The organism is Klebsiella sp. 2019SCSN059, from assembly GCF_021739525.1.
Classification (GTDB): Bacteria; Pseudomonadota; Gammaproteobacteria; order Enterobacterales; family Enterobacteriaceae; genus Klebsiella; species Klebsiella quasipneumoniae.
In genome coordinates, this window is record NZ_JAKKOM010000014.1 from 26,836 (window position 1) to 45,913 (window position 19,078).

A 19,078-nucleotide genomic window follows, 5' to 3' on the forward strand; every position below is an offset into this window, starting at 1 on the left:
GTAGGCGATGATGCCGTAAGACCTGTAATAAAAGCCCCACTGCGTTAATGTGGGGCTTAAATTTTTTGCTTCGGAACGACTGAACGGATTCCCAGCGTTAGAGATGAATCTAACCAGTTTTTCCGGGAATCGCAATAGACAATTTCCACAAAAATCTAATTTTGTAGAAATTACTCATTATTTTGTCACTCTTGAGAGAATGACATCCGCGTATGACTCCTGCTTGTGACATTCGGATACCAGCTCCTCGAAGAAAGGTTTCAGTTGCTCATAAGCTGCCGTTTTCTTAATACTTGAACCGCTACCCATTCGCTTACAAGGCGACTGCTCTACCATTGGAGCTAAGCCGGCTAATTTGGTGGAACCCGATGGAATCGAACCATCTCCTGATACTCTTCAGGCATCCGCGCGAACCATCTACGCCAGAGTTCCAAAATTTTGCGGGACAGGAAGGATTCGAACCTTCGACCATTCGGTTAACAGCCGAACGCACAACCGCTGTGCTTCTGACCCTGAAATGAAAAAGGCCGCGAAATAGCGCAGCCCTTAATGCTTTATGGTTTTGCCTGAATTAGGCGAAAAAAAGCCCGCTCAGAGGGGCGGGCAGAAGGTAGGAAATACTGATTCTTCAACGGCTCGAGGCGCACCTAATAGTCCGAGCTTCCGATTTACCAGGAGAGCGCTCGTTTTCCGTTACTACCTTTTAAACATAGCTGGAGAAGCCGAAACGGCAACCCCACTATCAAATAGCTTATGTAGCATTGCATTATGGTGCCGGGTGCCTCCCGGTGAGCATGTCCCAGTCGACATGGCCCGCGCTGCATTTACAGATCACTGTAAGTGACTGGTCGCCCCTCCGCATAGGGGGATTCACCACACCAAAAATTTAACATCTGATGAAACTCGTTTCAATGCTCTACGACGATGTGACAGGGGTACTGATGCAATGCATCTCGCGAATACCCCTATCGTATCGCCGGAAAGCAAAAACCCCGCAAGGGCGGGGCTTTCGTCATGTTTAAATTGTCGCTTCTCATCGCTGCCATCGCGGCACAGCTCTGCCAAGCATGAATGAATTATCTAAACTTCTGGGTGAAAATCAATGTTAATTTCAATCAAGAGCACAAAAAGCTAAAACAGCTAACTTCTCAGGTTTTTGCGGGCGGCTAAAAATGCCTTACCCTGAAATATCTTGAGGCACCATTTCACACGCTCTCTCGACTGGTCCGCCGTCAGCCAGGGCGCCAGCTTCTGAAGCTCTCTGGTTATGTCCGATATTTTTTTTCTGGTTGTGTAGTAATTCATTCCGACGATGTAAATCGGGTCGGTAACCTCAAAAGCATCCAGTACGCACTTCTCCATAAAGTCAGCGTCATCGTTACTGATGGCGGTATCTATCACGCTGCTCTCATTCTTAGGCCAGAGAATTACCTGAGCACGCTTCAGAGCATTGGGCCCACGAAAGCCCTCCGCCCTTGCCTGCTCAATTGCCGCGGTAAAGCGCTCTAACGCTTTATCTGACCATCTTTCCCCCTTAACTGACCACCAGCATGAGTGTGACGTGGGCTTACGCGGGTATACCTCCCCTCTCTGGCTTTCCCCCCATACAGTAAGAAGTGACTTAATCCAGGCTGACTGGATGCCAGTCAATAACTCAGGGCGCCCAAGGTATCGTTTGTGCGTGGCGATCGCGACCTCTGACATAGCGGTGTTTTGTCTGCGGCGTTGAAGTGGTGTCATGCAATATCTCCCTTACCAGCAGCAAACTGCGCCAGTGACATAAATGCGCGGCCCTTATCTTCAAGCACCGCTCGATTGATGTAACTAAACCGCTCGCCAGACCATGACTTATCAAACACGACAATGGCGCCAGCGAAAAACGCACTAGTCGGCCTTTGTTTGTCATCGGCTGGCTTAAACCACTCGGGCAGATCGAAGCCAATTCGCCCACGAATAAAGCAGACGTGATCCGCATTTTCCGGCCACCACGTTTCGCTTGTTGCTGACTTCACCAGGAAGACATAGCGACCGCCCTTCTCTCGTTGCGCAGCTGCATAGTTCATGATGTGCGTCATGCCAGTGATAGCTTGCTTTTCGTGGTACTGAGAGCGGCTGTAAGGCGGGTTTCCGTAAGCTGCGCCGCCGAGTTCAGCCAGACGCCCTGACCAGTCCTGTATCAGCGCGTTATCTTCTGCGGTAAACCAGACGGGGCATTTTGCATTGCTGTCGTCTGCGAACAGGTCCAGCATCAGCGGGCCAAACATTGCGTTAATTCCCCAGAACAGCAGATCCGGAGTCCGCCACTGGTCGCCGACTTCTTTTAAATAGTGATGGGGTGCTGAACGCAGCGCCGTAAGGGCTTCACAGTAAAAATTAGTCATTCACGCTCTCCCCTAACTCCTGGAGTACCTGACTCAATAACTCAGCCTCTGTACCGAACTTTTCTTCCCATGACTTACGGCCAGCATGAATAGCAACGCCGTAGCCACCAGTACGGTGATGGGCATGGCATAGCGGAATGACATGGAAGTTATCAGCACGGACAGACAAGCCAGTCCCAGAACTGCAGTGATGGATTTCAGCAGGTGATTCGCCATAATTGAGGTTCCGGCATACGATGCAACGCAGCGCAGCTACGCGGCTCAGATGGAGCTTTTCAGCCTTGGTTTTGGATTTGCTCATATCGCACCGCCCTGGTGCGACAGACAAGCAGAAACACCAGCGTTAGTGATAGCCGGTGTCAGGGGGTAAATCTTTTGAGGGTGTTTCTTCTGCGCCATCGGTTTTTCTCCGTGGCACAGCAACTGACAAGAAGGGTTGTTCAGACCCATAATTAATATAGCTAATTTTAGTCCTGACTTACAGGTGGTAACCCTGCTTTTTTGTAAGCCTCATCAAGGGATTTAAGGGAGGTAACAAACTCATCCTGCCGGAGCGGGAATCCCTTCTCTGCAGCTCCATTCTTAAGATAAATAAGTACAGGCCCAGTATGACCCTTTAGCCCCGGAAATAAATCGTCTGGGATATGCATGGCTATCTCCTGTGCAAAACTCACATCTGATAGAATTACAATCGCATATTTAAATCGTCCATCAACCCCCTATTTTCACGAGCTAGAAAGAAAACCAAAAAACAGAATAAATTAATAAAATTCAATATGTTAAAAAAATTCATTATAGCCAGAAAAGTCATTCACATTTTTTCTCTGGTGCAACCCCCTATTTCACTCAGATAGAAGAATTTAGCCAATTTCAGGATTTAATTAATTACATGGAAAATGGAGCAGCAGAAAACACTACCGCGACAAAGAATGCACATTTTGCGTAGGGCGCAACCCCCTATTTGATCGCAGAAGGAATAGAAACATTCAGCAGCGCCTGGTTTACCAAACAAAACCCCGCCAAAGCGGGGTCTTATTCAGGAGTTTTTTCGGCGACCTTGTTGTGAACTTCCCACAGGCTAATGCCGCAGCTCGCGCAGAAGTTGGCAAGATAGTCCAGACCAGACCACTCGCGAATCCCTCCGCGAGCAGCCTCCACAAACACGGCTATATCTTTACCCCGCCATAAGCCGAACAATCGCCAGCCTCCGCCATCAGGGCTTTTTACGGCGGCGATGCGAGTCAGTACGCCAGTCTGATACAGCTCAGTGAAGGCAGGTTTCTTTCTGGTTATCATTCGCATAAATACAAACCTGTGATTTGTTGATAACAAATAGCGTGTTTGCGTTTTATGGTTTCACCCCCTGCGGGGCGCATGGAGGCGGCATCCAGTGGGTTATCTCGTTTTCGATAGCATCGCCGCAATGATAAAAAGTCTGTGTTTTATGGCTGTAGTGACCGCTTGTTACTTCTCCAATTTCAGCATCCCATAGGATTACCTGCTTGCGGTCTTCCGGTATCCGCTCGCTTACCGGAATCCATTTACCCGGCACGGTAGCGGGTTCACTGCCGGGTGACTGCGGGGCGGCGTAGACCGGCATAACATCATCATGACCCTTGTTACTTTCATCCGTCAGAGACCAGAACAACCGTCCTGCTGGATGCTTGAAGATGTACGCCACCGGCTCGCTGTCCATTGCGGACAGCCTGAATGCAGCCAACTCCCTGACGATTAGATTACCAAAATCAATTCCCGCAACAGCCTCGCCACTACTGATTCTCTGAAGCAACTCTCTGTTGTCGATGCTAAATTTGCTGGTCATTGGTTTGCTCCCCGTGAAATTTTGTGGCCCGGCGCATAGCAGCGCTGACGGTCTTTGCTGATGCGCCAGCCAGCTTTGCGCGCCTGTTGAGAAATGTCGGTCATATTCCGGCCGATGAAATCAGCCTGCCCCTGCGGATAGATTTTCCCTGACTGACAACCATCACAGTCGCAGTAGAGGTCCGCGCAGAATCCTTCAGTGATAGCCATCACTCAACCTCCACCTTGATGCCAGCGGCACGGTCGATACGCTCAATTTCGGCCAAAATTAACGCGCCAGCCTTAACCAGATCGCGGCGAGCGCCCGTAGGCCTCCACCACGATGGGTCCCATGGCCATTGCTTCGGTACGGGATGGCTATCGTATGGAATGCCATTATCTTCCAAATCCCATGACGCAGCGGCGGCATGGAACGCATAGCAGGACGCAGCAAAAGCCAGTTCGGTGTTTTTATATTGGTCATCATGCTTAGGACTCCACCCCTCTGCCGTAACCTGCCGCTGGCGCTCAGCCAGTACGTCAGCGGCGGCTGCGGTGACGGTGCGGGACTCCATCTCTGCCAACCGGCGCTCAGCCAATTCCGCGCGAGCATCGAGCGTCACGTTAGCAGCACAGAGTTTTTGCTCAGCTTCTTCCAACTCGGCGATGCGCTGCTGCGCCTTCTCCAGCGCCTCTACCAGCGCGAGAACGTTGGCAGGGTTAGCTAGGGCAATGAATTCAGCGTCACGCTTCTAAGAGGTGTTAGCTATGTGAGGTTTGTTACCCTGCTCCATTGGATTAGCTATATCGGTAATGCCATTGAATCGCACGCTTGATCGCTGCCAAGGGCCAGGAGTCGCCTTCTCTGCTGCCGCTTTCAGGCTCTGCGCCAGTTCGGTGATATCAGTCATGGCTGGCCTCCCCAAGCACCCAGCGCAGAGCCGCAGCATAATCGTCAGTGGCACCTTCGAGGGCTTTTGTGATTTCTTTGCGTGATTTGAGACGAGGCTTAGTTTCGCCAAGCACAGCGCGTTGACGTCGAGCTTTTTCATGGCCCGTAGTGCCAGCTGTCGCCAGCTCGATTTCTGCCACTTTTGCCCGCTGCTCTTCCGGGGGAAGCGTGCCAAGCTGACGCGCCTGGGTAACGGTAACTGTGCCAGCCTCCACCGCTTCCCTGACGGCCTGGGTAGCATCGAGGAGGGAGAGCGTTGCACGAACGGTCTGAACGCTGCAGCCAAACAACACCGCAATGTCGTCCTCATCGAGCCCGCGGTCGAGCGCATCTGACATTTTTTTAGCCCGACCCAGCGGGGTATCAGGTCTGCGAATTTCGTTTTCGCTGACCATGTATTTAGCCATCTGATTTGCGGATCCGCGCTTAACGACTCCAGGAACAAGCAGCGGGTCCTTACCCTCTTTCAAAAGAAGCTTATTTGCCTCCAGAGTATGTTTAACGCGCTGACGGCCAACCACCACGCAGGTGAGACCTGTTTCAGGGTCTTTCCAGACGATGATAGGCTCCAGTACACCCAGCTCCTTGATGTTCATAACCATCCCTTCGTCGATCGGCAGGTTGATACGTTCATCGTAGAGAAGATGGTTTTTGTCGGTAACAAGGTGCAGCTTTTCCGGTTCGAACATCAGAACGTTGGTTTTGCCGCTGGCGCCATACGCGTCGATCGAGTTTTTAGCCATTTTTCACTTCACCTTTTTTCTGTTCCACCTGCTGAGACCATTTTTCAATCAGCCGGATTTTCGATTTACTCTTGCCACCAGCCCAGTAGCTATCCTGTACGCGGAGATGTCCGTAAGGGCATCGCAGGGCCCCGGAACAGGCGCCAGCCTGGTAATCCCGAAAATAAAACTCAGCAGCGGAACCACAGACCGGGCAATCAGGTATCTCTCTCATCACCGGGTCACCTCGCGGATTTTCTGGAATTTAGTGCCGTGGTGCGGATTGCCAGGGTTAGTAACCTTCGAATTCATAAACCCCGCGGCCACCAGACGCTCGCAGCGGTAGCGAGGGCGATCAACGAAGCCAGCCAGGGACTGCCACTCAAACCAGACTCCAACCGGCACCAACTGGAGCAGTTTGATATCCAGTTCTGTGAGTTTGCTGGTTACCGCTACGGGCTCGGTGCTTCCACCCGGCATCCAGTAGCCATTCAGGTTTTGCGCTTTGCCTTCGCGCTCCAGCACCATCAGGCGGGCCAGCATTTCAGGCGCTGTCAGGTCGAAATAAACAGCCAGCTCACGGCAGGTGACCTTCTCCAGCTCTTTCAGCACGTCAGTAATTTTTTCCATCAGAGATATCCTCACGGTTAAATTTGTTAGCCCCGGAAACCTTTCGGGATGTCGGTATCCAGTTTGCTGCTCACACCGAACGAGCTGCCGGTAGACAGGTTTGCCGGACAAAGGCTCAGCACCAGCTCAGGCCATTTTCGGCGCAGGGTAGCCATGTTCTGAATCTTCTCGCACCACCACTGATGGCGTTGGATTCGCTCAATCATGGTTCGGATATGGTCATGGCTGCAGCCATGCTCCTGGCGCAGCAAACGAATTTCGTTTGCCCAGGCGACAAAGTTCGGTTCTCTCGGTTTTGCAAGGCAGCCATCAAACTCGGCTGCTCGCTCGTACATCTCGACGATGGTCGACCAGAACCACATAGCGAGGTCAAAGTCGTCATCGGTAGCCAGGTTGCTGTCTTCGGTTACGTCAGGAATAACTGCTTCCGGGATGACGGTTTTCTGAGCAGCTTCAGAAAAGTTATCCACAGGGAGAGGACGCCCCTCTTGTTTTTTAAGATCTGTTTTAAGATCTGTATTTTTAAGATCTGTATAGAGATAGGATTCGGCGTTTGTGCCGTTTCCATTCGGCGTTTGTGCCGAATCCTGGATATGGCGTTTATGCCGAATGCATTCGGCGTTTGTGCCGTTTGCATTCGGCGTTTGTGCCGAATCCAATTCTTTCAATGACTTATTCCGATTCGGCGTTTGTGCCGAATCCAGTATTGCCGGGAAAATCTTGTGCATCAGTTCTTCCTGGTCGATGCGGTAGTGCTTCTTCGGTGTACCGTTCACCTGACGGGTATCTTCCTGAATAACGCCGGGCAAATATTGCTCAGTGATTTTGTAGATAGCCCTTCTAACAACATCACCTTCAAGAACACGAACCTCTTTCGCGAGCGCCGCATGCTCCTTGTAAAACCAGCCATCATCCAGACTCGACTTACCCGACCAGAACACCAGCTGATTGAGAATCGCTGCCAGCAAATGCTGCTGCCTGTCTCCTGCAAAGAAATCCAGATACGGGCCGGGAATCGTTATGCAGTTCCCCTGCCCTGACATGGCCTGAACAATTTCAAAGACCTGATTGCTCATACCAAAACCTCATTGTGTAGCCGTAAAAACTCACGTAACCCCATCCAGCCAACTTTCCCGCAGGCTTTCCGGTAGGAAACATCTTTCTCTGTCGCAGTGAGAACCGTCACCATGTGCCCCTTGTGTCTGTGCTGAAAGCGGGAGCCGGCCTTAGGGAAACCATTACAGGCAATATCCCCTTCGGACGGCTCATACACCGGATAAGCACGTTTCAGACGAGCAATCAACTCAGCAGCAGACTGGTTACACATGGTTGAACCTCGCTTAGTGAATCAGCGTGTTACCGGAAGGACCGCCATCAGCAATCCGGTCAGAGATAGCAATCATTGCGCCGAACAGCGCTTCCATTTCGTCGTCCACCCGTTGTTTGCGGTGAAGAAGTTCACGGAAAGTTTCGGAGTAATAACTACGCACCCGCGCCAGCAGCAACGGCGGCATAGCCCGTTCAATCGCCGGGAGAAGCTGCGCAATCTTTTCGATTGATGCAGGTGAATCACTTTCAACCCAGCGGTAAATCTTCTGGATATTGCGGCTCAGTGCGTCAGGGTGGCTTTCGTCGTACAACTCTGGTGCTGTCATCCCCAGGGAGAAGTACGCTTCGACAATCGCCGATACAGGCGTTTTGCGGCCACCTGGATAAAGCGCCCAGGCATTCATGGCCTCGCGAATGCGTTCATGCCTGATTTTCATGATTCACCTCACCAGAACGTTTTGCTTTAGCATGTTGATCGTAAACTTCAGGGTCGTATTGCAGGACTCCCCCAGAAGCTAGTTGCAGTCTCATCGCATTTTTTTCAGGAACGAGTTCCCCCCAAACGGAAACTGACGCGGGGGCTACGCCCGCAGCTTTGGCTAATTTCGACTTGCTGCCGAAGTAATTGATTGCATCTTGTTTAAACACAGGCTCATCTCCTTAGGTTTTCCTAAGGATATTTGATCGTAGAGAAACTTAAGTCAAGAAAATTTAGAATTCTCTAATGATGGAAAATAAAACCTTTGGCTCACGCCTTCTTGAAAGGCGAAAACAGTTGAAACTCTCTCAGTCCGCTCTTGCTAAGTTGGTCAAGGTTTCGCACGTCACGATCTCCCAGTGGGAAAGGGATGAAACCCAGCCAGCTGGTAAAAGGCTGTTTGCTTTGAGCAGTGGTCTGCAATGCAGTCCAACATGGTTACTTTATGGTGATGATGACCAGGTCCCTGGCGAGCCTATTCCGCGCCAGGAAAAAGAGTTGTCGGAGGAACAGCAAGAACTTCTCGGGCTTTTTGATGCCCTTCCTGATTCTGATCGAGAAGGATTTCTCAATGAATTGCGAGCGCGAGTAGAGATGAACAACCAGCGATTCGAAGAATTACTGAAAGTCAGAAAGCGCGCCTCGAGAAAGTAACCTCATTCCAAATTTAAAGTAATCCATTTTAATCAATGGGTTACTTTCTTACGCTTCTAAATTTAAGTTTTTCTACAAAATAACTCTTGATTGAAAACTTAAGTTATTCTAAGTTTATCCCATCCAAACCAATCACCGCACAGTGACTGGCAAGAAGAAAATGTTCCGCTACCCGGCGATAAGGGCTAACTAACGAGGTGAATATGGAAAGCAAAGATCTGGTGGTGATTAACGGCCAACTGTGCAACAAAGACGTTGCCATGCTGATTATTGAGAAGGTTTTACCTACCGTTCTTGTGGTGGTGGCTGAAAAGGTGAGGGACAGGCAAACCAAGGATGAAGTGAAAGAAGCAGCCACAACCGTAGTTGAAGCCGCTATATCGGCAATTAGTTTGAAGAGCCTAGTTGCTCCCAAGTCTTGATCGCTTTCGCACTTTCCTCTTCCTCACGCTTTGTAAGCAGGGAGAGAAAATCAACCTCAGAGCGGTCGACTTCATAAAGGAACTCTTCAGGGGTGATTTCTTTGGGTTGAGTTGATGCGTAAACAACGGCCAAAAGCCAAGCCTTGTCATCTTTATTCATGATTTACCTTTGCTGGTTGTGTGAGAACTCCAGCATACCACCGAGCCTGAAGTGGTGAAAAGACAGGCAAATAACAGACCTTGCAATGCAGTGAATGCGGCTATGCGCACGCGGTTCAGTTAAAGCAGTACCACTTGTTTCCCGAAGTGGGGTGGAAAGAAAGCTGCCGATACCAGTTGTTAACTGGCTGGTATCACCGGGAGGCACCCGGCACTGCATTGCAAGGTCTGTTGGTACTCAAATTCACATGACAGTGAGGGTAGCAAATGATCCGCGAACATGAAGTTCCTGCATGGCACCGGTTCTGTATAAAGGTTGCCTTGTTTTTGGCTGTAGTTGTCGTTATCAGCTTCCCATTCTGGAGTAACAAATGAGCAAAAACGGCATTCGTTCCTTGGTAATCGCGCTGGCCATCGGATTAGTTTTCTGGGGTGGGCTGGCTGTCGAAATTATGTATATCAAAGGGGTGTTCCATGGCTAATTTATTACATGGCAACCCAGCTTTTAAAGCAGCACAAAGCAAGCTGGCTATTGCGCAATTTATTGGCAATGGTGAAATGTGGGCCGAAGCTTTTTCGTCTATGAAAGATATTTTTGAGAAAGCAAAGCACGCAGAAGATTTTATGTTTTGCAGTCGCGAAGAATCTCTCTCAGCCCTGAAATTCAACGATGTTATTTTGAATTATGACATGTATGGCGATTTGGTTTCTGTTAACGCAGATTCTGGCAATGCACGTTACAAAATAAACACCGAAGTTTCTTACTAATACCAGCACCTTTTATTTAATGCCTTGACTGGCAGGTATTATCACACATTAAATTTAACCGGAGATAGATAAATGGAAGAATTAAAGTTGCACTGTCATGGTTGCGGCGGTTCTTTTGCTCGCGATGAGTTGCAATACCGCCCCTCTGGAAGAGGTGCTTATCGGAGAGACTTTTATTTCTGCCCGGTATGCAATGAGAAAGAAAAGCAGAAAATCGCCCTCTCCGCTGCTGCTTCCTCGTTTCGTAAAACCTTGCCGTCACGCCCAGGACACCTTGCACACAAGCGCTGGTAGGTGACGGATGATAATCACATCCAACCGTATTCCATCGCATGTAAATGAAAAGGCATCGCATGTTCTGAGCTTGTACAGCAAGGGTGATATAAAGCCATGCCGAATCAAATGCGGGAATTTAAGTTTAAAGATTGGCAGAAAATGGCGCTTATTATCCCGCAATAACGGTACCTGCTGGGAAATTATGAGCCATGAAAAATACAACCAACTTAAAGACAGGAAAGCACAATCATGAAAATAGAATTCAATGATCAAGGGTCGGATTCAGTCATCACATTAACAAGCACTGTATTTGAATTCCGTCTTCATAACCGCGTTGTTGATACAGCGCTATTTCTTGCCCCTTCCGTTCGTGCTAAGCGTAGCGGTTTCTTTGTTTTAAAAACAGTTATTACCGGTAAAACTTCTCACGTACTGCGTGCGTATAAAGCGATTAAAGCGGAGGCATCACGATGAGCTGCGGATATCAAGGTTATGAGTTTGGTGCGCATTACCCGGATAGCCTTTGCTGTGATGGCTACCTGTGGGATTGCGACGCATACGAAGATGGCATGTTGACGAATGGTGGTGACATTCCTTGCCCTGTCTGTAATCGCAAGCAGTGGCTGTCCTTCTACCGCGATCACATCATTGAGTGCGGAATGATGCAGTCAGAGCGCAAGCATGGGCCTAAAACTGTGAAATACGGGGGTTTCCCTGAGCCCGTGCGTGGTGATGCAAAGGCTATGCGTACTATCCGTCGCTGGCTGCGTCGCGGTTGGTATCAGGGCCGGAAGTTCGATGCGGAAGCGCACAAGGTGACGGCATGAATCTCACCGAACTTACCCCGGAGGTTGCCAGAGAGTCCGGCAGCATCCTGATTATCGTCGCCGCACGCCTGGTACGTCGCGAGTTTTTCACTCCGCTGCATAACCTCTGCGAAACGGGAAAGCGTGTTGTAAGCACCCGCGAACTGCGTAATGCAGTAGAGCAGGTAGAAGAATACATGAACCGAGAGGCTCTGAAGATCGTTGATGGACATGACAGGCTGACCAAAAACATCAAAGAGGCTGAGGCCCGTATTGCGGAACTGGAACTAAGGCACCGTCAGCGTGACCGCGACGACTTCATCAATGCAATTAACCACCCTAACTCTCTGTATACCGCCGATGAAGCTATGGAAGCGATCGCTGAATACGACCGTACACACTGAATGATTTCCAATAATCAACATTAAGCCGGGACACTGATTATAGTTTCCCGGCCATGAGGTTATTTATGGCCGATATTACTCAAGAAGATGAATGGGTGATGGAAAAGGGAATTGTAGCGAAGATGTATATGACTCCCCGGCAAATTAAATCTTACCGGGAGGGGAGATGGATTGAGGGGGTTCATTATAAGAAGCACTCACCTGACCCCGAAGCTTCAGAAGGAAGGGTGACTCTTCTCTACAACTACACCAGGATTAATAGGCTTGTCGGGGAAACATAATGAATATGCCAGCTGGCGTAGAGCTGCATGGGAAGGGAATAAGAATTAGCTTTCTATATCGCGGCATACGGTGCCGCGAAGTTTTGCGGGGCTGGACTGTATCAAATAGCAATATACGAAAGGCTGGTAACCTCCGTGCTTTAATAGTAAGTGAGATTCAGCAGGGGAAGTTTGACTATGCAGAGCATTTTCCTGAATCAAAAGCGATTAAAAAATTTACCACGACACAAAAAGTTAAAGCCTTTGGTGAATTATGCAAAGTTTATCTTGATGCCAAAAAGCTTGAGGTTTCAGCAGCATCATACAGAGGTGCAGAATCACGAATAGCAACACTTTGCGCTATCGTCGGAAGTAATACGCATATTGCAGATATTCAGCATACCGATCTGTTGAATTACAGAAACTTGCTGTTGACGGGAAACACCTTTAGCGATCATGCGCCCTGGTTAAAAAGAAAAGGTCGGGCTGTATCCACGGTCAACGGCCTGATGAACAACCTGACTGCGTTGCTCAAACTGGCTAACCTGAGCGGTTTTATCGAGCATACCCCGCACGAAGGTATAAAGATGCTCAAGCGCTCCAGGAGAGACCCGGATCCGCTTCTCCAGAGTGAGTTCGAAGGTTTTATAAAAGCGCTATCTCCTCGTTATGTTTTACTCTGGACTACAGCTATCTTTACCGGCCTTCGGCATGGAGAGCTTACAGCTTTAGCCTGGGAAGATGTGGACCTTGATAAGGGTGAACTTCACGTTAGGCGTAATCAGACTAACGAGGGACTGTTTGTGCCACCTAAAACCGAAGCGGGGATCAGAACTGTAACCCTGCTTGAGCCTGCGCTGAACGCTTTACGTGAGCAATTCAAGCTAACTGGCGCATTAAGCAAAACCGAAATCACCTTCCATCACCGCGAACATGGTTTAACTGAACAACAAAAACTGCGGTTCGTGTTTATCCCGCCCAAAAACTGGCGCGGGGAAACGAAGTATTACGGATCTCAGTCTCTGGGGTATAGTTGGGAGGCAGGATTAAAGAAGGCAGGTATCAGGAACAGGCGCCCTTACCAGTCGCGCCACACTTTTGCGTGCTGGTTATTAACTGCCGGTGCTAACCCGTCGTTTATCGCCGGACAGATGGGTCACGAAAACGCGAAGATGGTTTATGAGATTTACTCGAAGTGGATCGGAGAGATGGACCGCAACCAGGTGGAGATGCTGAATAGCAGTTTTTCTGACGTTGTGTCCCAAGGGTGCCCCAAACGCAAGGTAGTTGGTATAAAAAACGTTTGATTTCAGCAAAATAAAAAAGCTTGCCGGAATATTAACTTTATCCCAACATGATCGCCGATCGCGCTGCAACGGCAGTGAAACAAACTCAGGAGCGAAAATGATTACACTGTGGGGACGTAATAACTCGACCAACGTGAAGAAAGTGCGCTGGGTGCTGGAGGAGCTGGATCTGCCGTATGAGCAGATCCTCGCCGGGCTGGAGTTTGGTCTCAATCATGACCCGGAATATCTGGCGATGAACCCCAACGGGCTGGTGCCGCTGTTAAAGGACGATGCCACCGGGGTGGTGTTGTGGGAATCAAATACGATTATTCGCTACCTTGCCGCCCAGTATGGCGCTGACCGTCTGTGGCTGGCCGCGCCGGCGCAGCGCGCGCAAGGCGATAAGTGGATGGACTGGTCCAACGGCACGCTCTCTCCCGCCCATCGCCCGGTATTAATGGGCCTGGTGAGGACGCCGCCGGAGCAACGCGACCCGGCGGCCATCGCCGCGGGGATCAGCGCCTGCGAAGCGCTGTTCGCCATGCTGGATGACGAGCTGGCGAAAACGCCGTGGCTCTCCGGCGAGCAGTTCGGCCTTGGCGATATTGCCGTCGCCCCCTTCGTCTACAACCTGCTGTCGATCCTCGACAGCTGGCAACCGCGTCCCCATCTGCAGCGCTGGTATCAGCAGATTAGCCAGCGTCCGGCCTGGCGCGAAGTGGTGCAGATCCCGGTCACCTGAAATTAACTCTCCGGACTCAGCCGCAATAGCTCGCCGTTAGACTCGTCGGTTAACACATACAGATAGCCGTCGGGTCCCACGCGGACGTCGCGGATCCGTTTCCCGCGCGCCTCCAGCAGGCGCCCCTCCTCATGGACCTGATTGCCGTCCACCGCCAGAACAATCAGCGATGTCTCCTTCAGCGCGCCGATAAACAGCTTATGTTGCCACTGGGGAAAGGTCTGCGCCGCGTAAAAGGCCATCCCGCTCACTCCCGGTGAGACCGGCCAGACATACAGGGGAGGCTCGGTCCCCGGCACCGTCTTGCCCCTGGCCTCCGGAATGGGCAGGCCGCTGTAGTTAATGCCGTGCGTCGCCAGTGGCCAGCCATAGTTTTTTCCCGCCTGTGGGATATTAATTTCATCCCCGCCGCGCGGGCCATGCTCGTTCAGCCACAGCGCCCCGCTCCACGGATTCATCGCCATACCCTGCGGATTGCGGATGCCGTATGCCCAGATCTCCGGCCTCACGTCGGCCCGGCCACCAAAGGGATTATCCGGCGGAACGCCCCCGGTCTCCGTCAGACGGACCACTTTTCCCTGCAGCTTGCCAAGATCCTGAGCGGTGGGACGCTGATTGTTCTCCCCGAGGCCAATAAACAGATGCCCTTTGCCGTCGAACACCAGCCGGCCGCCAAAATGATTGCCGACGGAGAGTTTCGGCTGCTGGCGAAACACCACGGTGAAGTTCGTCAGCTGCGTGGCATCCTGGCTCAACTGCCCGTAGCCCACCGCGGTGCCCGCTTTGCCGCTGGCGTCGCTCTCCGCATAGCTTAGCCACACCCGCCGCGACTGCGCGAAATCCGGGGCCAGCGCCACGTCCAGTAAGCCTCCCTGGCCGTTGGCCCACACCTGCGGCACGCCGGCTATCGCCGCCGACAGGCCTTTACCCGGCTGCCAGCGCTTGAGCTCGCCGCCGCGCAGAGTAATCAACATGCCCTGGTCGCCGGGGAGAAACGCCAGGCTCCACGGATGGGCCAGCCGGTTCTGCAATACTTCCACCCGCACCGCGGCCTGGCTCAGGGCCGGCAGCGACAGGGTGCTCAATAGCAACAGCAGCGGGATCGGACGCATGGCATTCTCCTTTCGTGAGCTCTGCGCTAAAGGGTAGCCAGCGGGGAAATTTGCGCGGGGATTTTTACATAACCTTTAACAGGGGAAGCGTCCACTTCCCCTGGGTTTCAGCCGATCAGGCATGAGGGATTGGCGACAATTTATTCAATTTATGAATATTTGAAGTCAATCCTGTCAGACAGCGTTCTAGCTTCTCTACGTTAACAGCGATGTACAGCGGACAATCATGATGTCCGCTCATCAGGCATACTGCAGCGGCGGCGACGGACTCGCCGGCCAAACGAAGGGCATCCCTCTCCTCCGGTGAAATGACATTCTGCAGGCGCGGCGCCTGGGCACGCATTTCACGGCAAAGCTCAAACAAGTTTTCACGCAGATGGTCATTTTCGCTGACTGACATGTAGCCTTTGGCCTTTCGCAGCTGCAGATAGGCGTCAATATCGATATTGGCGTTAATGAGCTTCTGCAAAAGGTGGCGGTATAGTCTGTCAACGGTCATCACGGTTCCTCCTCTGTCGTCCTTTACCTCATCCATAATACGGTTATTTTTTGTACAAAATGATGCGCCAGGTCAATTATTCCCAAGCCTTTAACACCCTTTACAATGTAACAACCTTGCCGCTTTGTTAGGTATATAACAAAGATTATGTTATACGATCACATTTAATTTCAAAAAGAAATTAATTCGCATTCGCCGCTATAAAAAGGCCAAAATAGTGCTGCAATGATCACATTATATTGCTGGCGCTATTGCACGATCGCCAGTCAGGATGCCATAACAAATCATTAATGTAATACGTATAACATTTAATAAAAACAGCGACCGCGGTTCGCTGATAATCTCTCTGCCCATTTGCAAGGAACTGAACCATGACGCCCGGTAAAAGAAACTACCTTCTGTTGAGTCTTTTCGATTTCCTCTACCTGTTCGCCTGGTCGTCGACCATGGCTTTCTTTGTCATCTGGACCACCCAGCATCTTGGCATCAGCGCCACGAAAACCGGCCTGCTCTATTCGGTCAACGCCTTTATCGCCCTGCTGATGCAGCCTTTCTTCGGCTTTATCTCCGACAAGTTCGGCCTGAAAAAACGCCTTATCTGGCTGCTGGTGGCGCTGCTCCTGCCGGTAGGCCCCTTCTTTATCTACGTTTACGCGCCGCTGCTGATGCACAGCTTCTGGATTGGCGCGCTGCTGGGAGGCATCTATCTGGGGATCATCTTTAACTCCGGCTGCGGGGTGATCGACTCTTATATCGATAAGATTTCCCGCCGCTACCAGTTCGAATACGGTCGGGTGCGGATGTGGGGCTCGTTAGGCTGGGCGGCCGCGGCCTGGATCGTCGGTAAATATATCGACAGTAATCCCAATCTGGCCTTCTGGCTCGCCAGCCTCGCCATCGTCATCGCCGCCGTCTGCTTTATGCTGACCAAAATCGAATTAACTGACGCCGATGTGGCGTGAAGCGAATCGCTGAAGGTCTCCCATGCCCTTGAGCTGGCGAAGAACAGCCAGTTCTGGATGCTGCTGATTTTTACCCTGTTCGTCACGCAGATTTATGACACCTACGATCAGCAATTTGCCCAGTACTTCTCGCTGCAATTCCCGACGCCGGAGGAAGGCAACCGCTGGTATGGGATCCTCGCCTCCATTCAGGTGTGCGGCGAAACGCTGTTCTTATGCCTGATGCCGTGGTTTGTTAACCGGACCGGCGCCAAATGGGCGGTGATCATTGCCGGGCTGATCATGTCGGTACGTATTGCTGGCTCGGCGGTGCCTCTCGGCCCGGTGTGGATTGGCGCAGTAAAAATGATGCATGCCCTGGAGAAACCGTTAATTCTGGTGTCGGTCTTTAAATTCATCGCCGCCAACTTCGACCACAAGCTCTCTTCAACAGTCTATTTACTGGTGCTGTTTGTCGCCTCGATCGCCACCGCCATCTACTCGCCGCTGGCAGGCTATCTGTACGATACCATTGGCTTCGCCGACACCTATTTGATCCTCGGCGGCATCGCCGGGCTCTTTACTCTGATCTCTGTCTTCACGCTGCAGGATAAGCGCGAGCCGAAAAAGCCCGGCGTCGCCCCCTCCGGAGCCGTCACCCCGGCGCAATAAGTCTCTGCCCGGCAGCAACGCCGGGCATGAATCGCCGCCCGCGCGCACGGCGTGCCGGAAGCGTTTCCCGCACCTCTGCCCCGGGGCGTGCGGGATCCGCTGTAGCGGCAGGGGCGTGAAAGGCAGGGTTGGGTGCGCTTTTTCACCATTAACCGTGACGGAGCTATACTCTTTTTCACAAAGATCTGTAGAATTCCTGCCCTGACCATTCCAATAATTGAACACTTTTTAAGCTATGAGCAATGTCACGCACCAGCCGAAAATCGGCTTCGTCTCCCTGGGCTGCCCGAAAAACCTCGTGGACTCAGAGCGTATCCTGACCGAACTGCGCACCGAAGGTTATGACGTCGTACCTACCTACGACAACGCCGATATGGTGATCGTTAACACCTGCGGCTTTATCGACAGCGCTGTGCAGGAATCGCTGGAAGCGATCGGCGAAGCGTTGAAAGAGAACGGCAAGGTGATCGTCACCGGCTGTCTCGGCGCAAAAGAGGATCAGATCCGCGAAGTGCACCCGAAGGTGCTGGAGATCACCGGTCCGCACAGCTATGAGCAGGTGCTGGAGCACGTCCACCACTATACGCCAAAGCCGAAGCACAACCCGTTCCTGAGCCTGGTGCCGGAACAGGGCGTGAAGCTGACGCCGCGCCACTACGCCTACTTAAAAATTTCCGAAGGCTGCAACCATCGCTGCACCTTCTGCATTATTCCGTCCATGCGCGGCGATCTGGTGAGCCGTCCGATTGGCGAAGTGCTGGCGGAAGCCAAACGCCTCGCTGACGCTGGCGTGAAAGAGCTGCTGGTGATTTCGCAGGACACCTCCGCCTACGGCGTCGACGTCAAGCACCGCACCGGTTTCCACAACGGTATGCCGGTGAAGACCAGCATGGTCAGCCTGTGCGAAGAGCTGGCGAAGCTCGGCATCTGGGTGCGCCTGCACTATGTCTACCCGTACCCGCACGTCGACGATGTGATCCCGCTGATGGCGGAAGGCAAAATTCTGCCGTACCTCGATATTCCGCTGCAGCACGCCAGCCCGCGTATCCTGAAGCTGATGAAGCGTCCAGGATCCGCGGACCGTCAGCTGGCGCGCATCAAGCAGTGGCGTGAAATCTGCCCGGATCTGACCCTGCGCTCCACCTTTATCGTGGGCTTCCCGGGCGAAACGGAAGATGATTTCCAGATGCTGCTCGACTTCCTGAAAGAGGCGCGTCTCGACCGCGTCGGCTGCTTCAAGTACAGCCCGGTTGAAGGCGCCACCGCCAATGAGCTGGCGGACCAGGTGCCGGAAGAGGTGAAAGAGGAGCGCTGGAACCGCTTTATGCAGCTGCAGCAGCAGATCTCTGCCGAGCGTCTGCAGGAAAAAGTGGGCCGCGAAATCCTGGTGCTGGTGGATGAAGTGGATGAAGAAGGCGCCATTGGCCGCAGCATGGCCGACGCCCCGGAAATCGACGGCGCGGTCTACCTGAACGGCGAAACCCGCGTTAAGCCTGGCGACGTGGTGCGGGTGAAAGTCGAGCACGCCGACGAATACGATCTGTGGGGAACCCGGATCTAGTCCAGCTTCCCGGATAGCGGCTTATCGCATTCCCCTGCCTGGGGGGTCCTCCCGTAGGCTCCCCCCCAGGCCCGGCAAGCGCAGCGCCGATTACCTTCCAGCCAACCCTGTGGCACCGTTATTTTGCCGGGTGACGGCTACGCCTTACCCGGCCTACGGGGTCCTCTCACAGGCATATACCTCGCAGGCCCGGCAAGCGCAGCATTGATTACCTTCCAGGC

At 52.1% G+C, this 19,078-nt stretch carries 30 protein-coding genes, 2 tRNA genes and 3 pseudogenes; 13 read left to right on the plus strand and 22 right to left on the minus strand.

Annotated features, from left to right (window positions below; translation table 11 throughout):
- Positions 1–356: 356 nt before the first annotated feature.
- The 19 genes and pseudogenes from L2I46_RS15720 to L2I46_RS15805 form a co-directional block, all read right to left on the minus strand.
- Positions 357–432: transfer RNA gene (locus tag L2I46_RS15720), tRNA-Phe, on the minus strand.
- 9 nt (positions 433–441) lie between these two features.
- Positions 442–513 (minus strand) — tRNA-Asn (locus tag L2I46_RS15725).
- 627 nt (positions 514–1,140) lie between these two features.
- Positions 1,141–1,740 carry a hypothetical protein gene (locus L2I46_RS15730; RefSeq protein WP_236948018.1) on the minus strand — a complete coding sequence of 200 codons (600 nt, stop codon included), beginning with the start codon at positions 1,738–1,740 and terminating at the stop codon, positions 1,141–1,143.
- 11 nt (positions 1,741–1,751) lie between these two features.
- Positions 1,752–2,381 (minus strand): annotated as a pseudogene (locus L2I46_RS15735) (phage N-6-adenine-methyltransferase); the annotation flags it as partial.
- Positions 2,374–2,682: a Ref family recombination enhancement nuclease gene (locus L2I46_RS15740; RefSeq protein WP_236948020.1), complete on the minus strand. Its 309-nt coding sequence runs from the start codon at positions 2,680–2,682 to the stop codon at positions 2,374–2,376. The pseudogene L2I46_RS15735 and the gene L2I46_RS15740, both read right to left, overlap by 8 nt.
- Before the next feature lie 166 nt (positions 2,683–2,848).
- The gene (locus L2I46_RS15745) at positions 2,849–3,031 is read right to left on the minus strand and encodes a hypothetical protein (RefSeq protein WP_032430154.1); all 183 of its coding nucleotides are present in this window, start codon (positions 3,029–3,031) and stop codon (positions 2,849–2,851) included.
- A 382-nt stretch (positions 3,032–3,413) separates the two neighbouring features.
- Complete coding sequence (locus L2I46_RS15750) at positions 3,414–3,683, minus strand: hypothetical protein (protein ID WP_032430153.1); 270 nt, start codon at positions 3,681–3,683, stop codon at positions 3,414–3,416.
- 46 nt (positions 3,684–3,729) lie between these two features.
- Positions 3,730–3,918, minus strand: coding sequence for a DUF551 domain-containing protein (locus L2I46_RS29750; protein WP_442910095.1), 189 nt, complete (start codon positions 3,916–3,918; stop codon positions 3,730–3,732).
- Positions 3,891–3,969, minus strand: a pseudogene (locus L2I46_RS29755) (DUF551 domain-containing protein); the annotation flags it as partial. The pseudogene L2I46_RS29755 and the gene L2I46_RS29750, both read right to left, overlap by 28 nt.
- A 230-nt stretch (positions 3,970–4,199) precedes the next feature.
- Complete coding sequence (locus tag L2I46_RS15760; protein ID WP_004141386.1) at positions 4,200–4,412, minus strand: hypothetical protein; 213 nt, start codon at positions 4,410–4,412, stop codon at positions 4,200–4,202.
- Entirely contained in the window at positions 4,412–4,915 is a 504-nt protein-coding gene (locus L2I46_RS15765) for an ead/Ea22-like family protein (RefSeq protein WP_336886846.1), read from the minus strand. Before L2I46_RS15765 ends, L2I46_RS15760 begins: the two co-directional genes overlap by 1 nt.
- A gap of 18 nt (positions 4,916–4,933) precedes the next feature.
- Positions 4,934–5,092, minus strand: a complete 159-nt coding sequence (locus L2I46_RS15770) for an ead/Ea22-like family protein (RefSeq protein ID WP_236948022.1) — start codon at positions 5,090–5,092, stop codon at positions 4,934–4,936.
- Positions 5,085–5,876 (minus strand): ParB/RepB/Spo0J family partition protein, encoded by a 792-nt coding sequence (locus tag L2I46_RS15775; RefSeq protein ID WP_236948023.1) that lies wholly within the window; start codon positions 5,874–5,876, stop codon positions 5,085–5,087. Before L2I46_RS15775 ends, L2I46_RS15770 begins: the two co-directional genes overlap by 8 nt.
- On the minus strand, positions 5,869–6,090 hold the full coding sequence (locus tag L2I46_RS15780; protein ID WP_023158880.1) for a hypothetical protein: 222 nt from the start codon (positions 6,088–6,090) through the stop codon (positions 5,869–5,871). The genes L2I46_RS15775 and L2I46_RS15780 overlap by 8 nt, the downstream gene beginning before the upstream one ends.
- A complete protein-coding gene (locus tag L2I46_RS15785) occupies positions 6,090–6,485 on the minus strand; it encodes a hypothetical protein (RefSeq protein WP_048334528.1) in 396 nt (131 codons plus the stop codon). The genes L2I46_RS15780 and L2I46_RS15785 overlap by 1 nt, the downstream gene beginning before the upstream one ends.
- A gap of 26 nt (positions 6,486–6,511) precedes the next feature.
- A complete protein-coding gene (locus L2I46_RS15790) occupies positions 6,512–7,561 on the minus strand; it encodes a hypothetical protein (protein ID WP_048334526.1) in 1,050 nt (349 codons plus the stop codon).
- Positions 7,558–7,812, minus strand: coding sequence for a hypothetical protein (locus tag L2I46_RS15795; RefSeq protein WP_064169005.1), 255 nt, complete (start codon positions 7,810–7,812; stop codon positions 7,558–7,560). The genes L2I46_RS15790 and L2I46_RS15795 overlap by 4 nt, the downstream gene beginning before the upstream one ends.
- A gap of 13 nt (positions 7,813–7,825) precedes the next feature.
- Positions 7,826–8,251 (minus strand): toxin YdaT family protein, encoded by a 426-nt coding sequence (locus L2I46_RS15800; protein ID WP_048334524.1) that lies wholly within the window; start codon positions 8,249–8,251, stop codon positions 7,826–7,828.
- A complete protein-coding gene (locus L2I46_RS15805; RefSeq protein ID WP_023158876.1) occupies positions 8,235–8,462 on the minus strand; it encodes a Cro/CI family transcriptional regulator in 228 nt (75 codons plus the stop codon). The genes L2I46_RS15800 and L2I46_RS15805 overlap by 17 nt, the downstream gene beginning before the upstream one ends.
- A 79-nt stretch (positions 8,463–8,541) precedes the next feature.
- Between L2I46_RS15805 and L2I46_RS15810 the strand changes: the two genes are divergently transcribed.
- Both L2I46_RS15810 and L2I46_RS15815 read left to right on the plus strand, forming a co-directional pair.
- Entirely contained in the window at positions 8,542–8,946 is a 405-nt protein-coding gene (locus tag L2I46_RS15810; protein ID WP_032430161.1) for a helix-turn-helix domain-containing protein, read from the plus strand.
- 203 nt (positions 8,947–9,149) lie between these two features.
- Positions 9,150–9,368 carry a hypothetical protein gene (locus L2I46_RS15815; protein WP_236948024.1) on the plus strand — a complete coding sequence of 73 codons (219 nt, stop codon included), beginning with the start codon at positions 9,150–9,152 and terminating at the stop codon, positions 9,366–9,368.
- Here the strand turns inward: L2I46_RS15815 and L2I46_RS15820 are convergent.
- Positions 9,334–9,528 carry a hypothetical protein gene (locus tag L2I46_RS15820; protein ID WP_071844745.1) on the minus strand — a complete coding sequence of 65 codons (195 nt, stop codon included), beginning with the start codon at positions 9,526–9,528 and terminating at the stop codon, positions 9,334–9,336. The two genes, L2I46_RS15815 and L2I46_RS15820, sit on opposite strands and share 35 nt — an antisense overlap.
- A gap of 473 nt (positions 9,529–10,001) precedes the next feature.
- Between L2I46_RS15820 and kil the strand changes: the two genes are divergently transcribed.
- From kil to L2I46_RS15860, 9 genes are all read left to right on the plus strand, one after another.
- Complete coding sequence (gene kil, locus L2I46_RS15825; RefSeq protein ID WP_087849213.1) at positions 10,002–10,295, plus strand: host cell division inhibitory peptide Kil; 294 nt, start codon at positions 10,002–10,004, stop codon at positions 10,293–10,295.
- A 72-nt stretch (positions 10,296–10,367) separates the two neighbouring features.
- Positions 10,368–10,589, plus strand: coding sequence for a hypothetical protein (locus L2I46_RS15830; RefSeq protein WP_123640128.1), 222 nt, complete (start codon positions 10,368–10,370; stop codon positions 10,587–10,589).
- 7 nt (positions 10,590–10,596) lie between these two features.
- On the plus strand, positions 10,597–10,824 hold the full coding sequence (locus L2I46_RS29760) for a ParE family toxin-like protein (RefSeq protein WP_023158871.1): 228 nt from the start codon (positions 10,597–10,599) through the stop codon (positions 10,822–10,824).
- On the plus strand, positions 10,821–11,045 hold the full coding sequence (locus L2I46_RS15835; RefSeq protein ID WP_023312753.1) for a hypothetical protein: 225 nt from the start codon (positions 10,821–10,823) through the stop codon (positions 11,043–11,045). The genes L2I46_RS29760 and L2I46_RS15835 overlap by 4 nt, the downstream gene beginning before the upstream one ends.
- Positions 11,042–11,398: a hypothetical protein gene (locus L2I46_RS15840; protein WP_087849212.1), complete on the plus strand. Its 357-nt coding sequence runs from the start codon at positions 11,042–11,044 to the stop codon at positions 11,396–11,398. Before L2I46_RS15835 ends, L2I46_RS15840 begins: the two co-directional genes overlap by 4 nt.
- On the plus strand, positions 11,395–11,781 hold the full coding sequence (locus L2I46_RS15845) for a hypothetical protein (protein ID WP_236948025.1): 387 nt from the start codon (positions 11,395–11,397) through the stop codon (positions 11,779–11,781). Before L2I46_RS15840 ends, L2I46_RS15845 begins: the two co-directional genes overlap by 4 nt.
- 65 nt (positions 11,782–11,846) lie before the next feature.
- Positions 11,847–12,062, plus strand: coding sequence for an excisionase family protein (gene xisR, locus L2I46_RS15850; protein ID WP_023297262.1), 216 nt, complete (start codon positions 11,847–11,849; stop codon positions 12,060–12,062).
- Positions 12,062–13,348 carry a site-specific integrase gene (locus L2I46_RS15855; RefSeq protein ID WP_236948026.1) on the plus strand — a complete coding sequence of 429 codons (1,287 nt, stop codon included), beginning with the start codon at positions 12,062–12,064 and terminating at the stop codon, positions 13,346–13,348. The genes xisR and L2I46_RS15855 overlap by 1 nt, the downstream gene beginning before the upstream one ends.
- A gap of 97 nt (positions 13,349–13,445) precedes the next feature.
- Positions 13,446–14,072, plus strand: a complete 627-nt coding sequence (locus L2I46_RS15860; RefSeq protein ID WP_032455238.1) for a glutathione S-transferase family protein — start codon at positions 13,446–13,448, stop codon at positions 14,070–14,072.
- A 2-nt stretch (positions 14,073–14,074) separates the two neighbouring features.
- Here L2I46_RS15860 and L2I46_RS15865 read toward each other — a convergent pair whose 3' ends face one another.
- Together L2I46_RS15865 and bssR are read right to left on the minus strand one after the other, a co-directional pair.
- Positions 14,075–15,184 carry a PQQ-dependent sugar dehydrogenase gene (locus L2I46_RS15865; RefSeq protein WP_236948027.1) on the minus strand — a complete coding sequence of 370 codons (1,110 nt, stop codon included), beginning with the start codon at positions 15,182–15,184 and terminating at the stop codon, positions 14,075–14,077.
- Between the two features lie 115 nt (positions 15,185–15,299).
- Positions 15,300–15,683 carry a biofilm formation regulator BssR gene (gene bssR, locus L2I46_RS15870; protein WP_023288972.1) on the minus strand — a complete coding sequence of 128 codons (384 nt, stop codon included), beginning with the start codon at positions 15,681–15,683 and terminating at the stop codon, positions 15,300–15,302.
- A 371-nt stretch (positions 15,684–16,054) separates the two neighbouring features.
- Between bssR and L2I46_RS15875 the strand changes: the two are divergent.
- Positions 16,055–17,296, plus strand: a pseudogene (locus L2I46_RS15875) (oligosaccharide MFS transporter).
- Between the two features lie 235 nt (positions 17,297–17,531).
- Positions 17,532–18,857, plus strand: a complete 1,326-nt coding sequence (gene rimO, locus L2I46_RS15880) for a 30S ribosomal protein S12 methylthiotransferase RimO (RefSeq protein WP_117132614.1) — start codon at positions 17,532–17,534, stop codon at positions 18,855–18,857.
- Positions 18,858–19,078: the final 221 nt, after the last annotated feature.